This window comes from Sulfurimonas sp., from assembly GCF_028714975.1.
Classification (GTDB): Bacteria; Campylobacterota; Campylobacteria; order Campylobacterales; family Sulfurimonadaceae; genus Sulfurimonas.
In genome coordinates this window covers 1-3661 of the sequence record NZ_JAQTLH010000022.1, presented here as the reverse complement: position 1 = coordinate 3661, position 3661 = coordinate 1, and the positions used below count along the sequence as shown (strand labels likewise).

Sequence of the window (3661 nt, the reverse complement as noted above, 5' to 3'; positions counted from 1 at the left end):
AGAGGCTGAGTTGGAGTTAGTAAAGGCCAATCTTGAGGTATTAAAAGCAAAAGCAAAAAGTGCTACTGCCGATATGCGAATCAGCTATTCCAAAGATATTGAAACAATCGAAGATAACTACGCTATCGTACAATCAAAACTTAGTGAACTAGGTGAGGTCGGTGAGGGTGCTTGGGAGCATCTCAAAAAAGATATTGAAAGCAGTTGGGATTCACTTCGCGCATATGCTAAAAAAAACTCCTGATAACATCAGTGAAATCAAAAAGGATATAAAATGAAAAAAAGTTTAACATTTATAGTGCTTCTGTTCGTGGTACTTATGGCTAGTGGTTGTGGTGAGACATGGAAAGGTGCAAAAAAAGACACGAGTGAGAATGTTGAGAAGAGCAAAGACAAGGTCAATGACGGGGCTAAATACATAGAGAAAAAAACTGATTGATTCCAAACAATAGGGCTTCATGCCCTTTTGTAAGTTTATGGCTACCTCAATTAATACAGGAAAAACATTATGAGCACAATAGAAACATACAAACATGAAATTGAAACCGAGTTGGATCTTATACGAGGAAAATTAGTAGAGCTTAAAACGAAGATAAGAAGTTTTTCGGATGTAGAGCGCCTTGACTCTATCGAAGAAGTCGAAGAGCTAGAGAAGATGGCTAATGACATGATGACTAAGGTAAAGGAGCTGAGTGAAGAGATGGAAGATTCTTGGAAGCAAATCAAAGGTGATATTGAGAGCTCTAAAAACAGAATAAACGATGCTTTTGCAAGATTAAACAGAGCATTGGTCTAGAATCTGACAAATTTGTACTCGTGTGAATGCACTTTATAAAACTGTAATCAAATATTTTTTAATTTCTGTTGCACTACCCCTGAATACAACCTGCTTTGAACGCTTTTGTATCTGATAATCATACATTGGGTCATAATACTCTCTTAAAAGATACTCTACCCAATCTCTATATTTATCATAAGAGCCGTTTTTTTTCTGTTCTTGAACTGCATCTTCAAAAATATTGAACACTTCGCTATGCTTCTGATTTCCAAGTCGTCTTTTTATCCTGTTCATTGCGCTTTGTATGCTTTGGCTCCACGCTTCTAAAACATTCTCAAAACCGGCTCTCTCATACATTTTCTGCGCCTCTATGACATACTCATTTAGCGTTATCTCTATTCTATGTTCTATCGGTATCTCAAGAATAACAAGAGGTGCTTCTGCCATTAGAGATATAAAACTCTCAGGCATAAAAACATTGCCGATATGCCTTCCCTCATCTTCAAATACAAGATGCCCAAAGCCGTTATGAAGCTTTTGAATTAACTCATATGTCAAATTGTTTTCAAAATTTATTTGCGAAGTTTGCGGCATAATTTTTTGACCGAATGAAGAGCCTCTATGGTTTGCAAGCCCTTCAAGGTCTATCGCGTTTGACATCCCTTGAAGCTGTATTGTTTTTCCGGAACCAGTTCGCCCCCCAAGTATTATAGGCTTAAAATGAAGAGTTGATTCTTCAAGTTCTCTAAGCAGATAGCTTCTAAACGCCTTATATCCGCCCCTTAAACGCACTATCTCTTTGCCTGTTTGACGAAGCCACTCTTGTGATATTTTAGAGCGCTGTCCGCCTCTAAAACAGTAGAGAAGTGCATCTGGATTCGCTTCTATAAAATCCGACCATGCCTGAATGCGTTGCTCTTTTATATTTCCGCTCACCAGCTTATGCCCAAGTTCTATCGCTTTTGCATTGCCATTATTTTTGTAGCAAATCCCTACTTCGTGGCGCTCTTCATCATTCATAATAGGAAGATTTATAGAGTTTAAAAATGCCCCTTTTTTAAACTCAACAGGTGCGCGGACATCTATAAGCGGGGTTTTGTTTAATACGATAGACCTAAAATCATCATAAAGCTCTGACACCTATAAAACCTCTACCAGATTTTTGCCTCTTAAAGTCGTCTCGCCTATTGGCTCAAGATTCAGACCTGCTTGGCGTGTTGCTTCATAAAACTCATCAAGAGCATCTTTTTTTACGAAGATAAGAAGCCCGCCTGATGTTTGGGCATCACACAATATCTCTTTTTGTTGTTCTGTCATTTTAGAGATTTTATGCCCATAACTCATAAAATTTTTTCGCGTTCCTCCGGCAATACATCCAAGCTCTCTGTATTTTTCCACATTTGGCAAAAGCGGTACTTTATCAAACCATATATTTGCACTTATGTTACTTGCCTCGCACACTTCGCTCAAATGCCCCAAAAGACCAAAACCAGTAACATCAGTCATTGTAACAACGCTCTCTAGCGCCGCAAAAGCAGCACCTGTTTTGTTGAGAGTAACCATAGCTTCAATCGCCACATCAATATCGCCCTCTTCAATCTTTTTTTGCTTTTGTGCGGTTGTGAGTATTCCGATGCCGATAGATTTTGTAATAAATATAGAACAATCCTCTTTCGCACCGCTGTTCATCATAAGATGTTTATTATCGACTATTCCAGTCACTGCAAGCCCGAAAATCGGCTCAGGAGAGTCTATGGAGTGCCCGCCTGCAAGAGGAATACCTGCATCTAGGCAAGCTGCGCGACCGCCCTCTATAACTTCCCGTGCCACATCGGCAGAGAGTTTATCGATAGGCCATCCAAAAATAGCAATAGCCATAAGAGGACGCCCACCCATAGCATATATGTCGCTAAGCGCATTTGTCGCGGCAATTCGTCCGAAGGTAAAAGGGTCATCGACAATCGGCATAAAAAAGTCTGTCGTTGAGAGAACCGACGAGCCATCCCCCAAATCATACGCTGCCGCATCATCCTTATGCTCATTTCCGACAAGTAGCTGAGGATAAAAAGGTTGTTGCGCACTACTTTTTAGTATCTCATCTAGCAGCATAGGAGAGATTTTACATCCACACCCTGCTCCATGGCTATACTCCGTAAGTTTTATCTGTTGCATTATTTCCCTTTATCATGAAGTGCTAACTCTTTTGCAAGATACTCACCTGTATATGAGCCTGTTTTTTTGTATTCATTTGCCACTTTTTCAGGACTTCCCTCAGCAATAATCAAACCGCCGCCGCTTCCGCCTTCAGGTCCCATATCTATAACATAGTCGGCATTTTTTATCATATCCAAGTTATGCTCGATAATAAGTACGGAGTTTCCAAGCTCCACAAACTTATGAAGCACTCCTGTTAATCTATCTACATCCGCAAAATGAAGTCCGGTTGTAGGTTCATCAAGTATATAGAGTGTTTTGCCGGTATCTTTACGGCTTAGCTCCTTGCTAAGCTTGATTCTTTGAGCCTCACCACCCGAGAGCGTCACTGCATTTTGGCCTAAAGTTATATATCCCAAACCTACATCAACAAGCGTTGAGAGTATCTGATTTATCTTTGGTATCGGCTTGAAAAAGTCGTAAGCCTCTTCTACGCTCATATTTAGCACATCAGATATATTTTTGCCTTTATAAAAGACTTCTAAAGTCTGCTGATTGTATCTTGTGCCGCGACATGTATCGCACTTTACCATTATGTCTGGCAAAAAGTGCATCTCTATCTTGTTTTCGCCCTCGCCTTGGCACTTCTCACATCTTCCGCCCTTAACATTAAAGCTAAATCTTGAACTTGTGTAGCCTCTTATCTGCGACTCTTTTGTCTGTGCGAAG

The 3661-nt window shown here is 40.2% G+C and carries 5 protein-coding genes and 1 pseudogene; 3 read left to right on the top strand and 3 right to left on the bottom strand.

The window, feature by feature from the left end; translation table 11 throughout:
* The 3 genes from PHQ93_RS10685 to PHQ93_RS10675 all read left to right on the top strand — a co-directional run.
* Positions 1-244 (top strand): hypothetical protein (locus tag PHQ93_RS10685; protein ID WP_299944239.1); only part of this gene is annotated, 244 nt, incomplete at its 5' end.
* 30 nt (positions 245-274) lie between these two features.
* A complete protein-coding gene (locus PHQ93_RS10680; protein ID WP_299944236.1) occupies positions 275-439 on the top strand; it encodes a hypothetical protein in 165 nt (54 codons plus the stop codon).
* Positions 440-508: 69 nt separating this feature from the next.
* The gene (locus PHQ93_RS10675; RefSeq protein ID WP_299944233.1) at positions 509-796 is read left to right on the top strand and encodes a hypothetical protein; all 288 of its coding nucleotides are present in this window, start codon (positions 509-511) and stop codon (positions 794-796) included.
* A 33-nt stretch (positions 797-829) separates the two neighbouring features.
* Here PHQ93_RS10675 and mnmH read toward each other — a convergent pair whose 3' ends face one another.
* The 3 genes and pseudogenes from mnmH to PHQ93_RS10660 form a co-directional block, all read right to left on the bottom strand.
* Positions 830-1918 carry a tRNA 2-selenouridine(34) synthase MnmH gene (gene mnmH, locus PHQ93_RS10670; protein WP_299944230.1) on the bottom strand — a complete coding sequence of 363 codons (1089 nt, stop codon included), beginning with the start codon at positions 1916-1918 and terminating at the stop codon, positions 830-832.
* Positions 1919-2953, bottom strand: coding sequence for a selenide, water dikinase SelD (gene selD, locus PHQ93_RS10665; protein ID WP_299944242.1), 1035 nt, complete (start codon positions 2951-2953; stop codon positions 1919-1921). It lies immediately after the preceding gene.
* Positions 2950-3661, bottom strand: a pseudogene (locus PHQ93_RS10660) (excinuclease ABC subunit A); the annotation flags it as partial. The pseudogene PHQ93_RS10660 and the gene selD, both read right to left, overlap by 4 nt.

Excerpts from the sequence above, each read along its gene's own strand:
- PHQ93_RS10680 (WP_299944236.1), top strand. The coding sequence starts at position 275 with ATGAAAAAAAGTTTAACATTTATAGTGCTTCTGTTCGTGGTACTTATG.
- PHQ93_RS10675 (WP_299944233.1), top strand. The coding sequence starts at position 509 with ATGAGCACAATAGAAACATACAAACATGAAATTGAAACCGAGTTGGAT.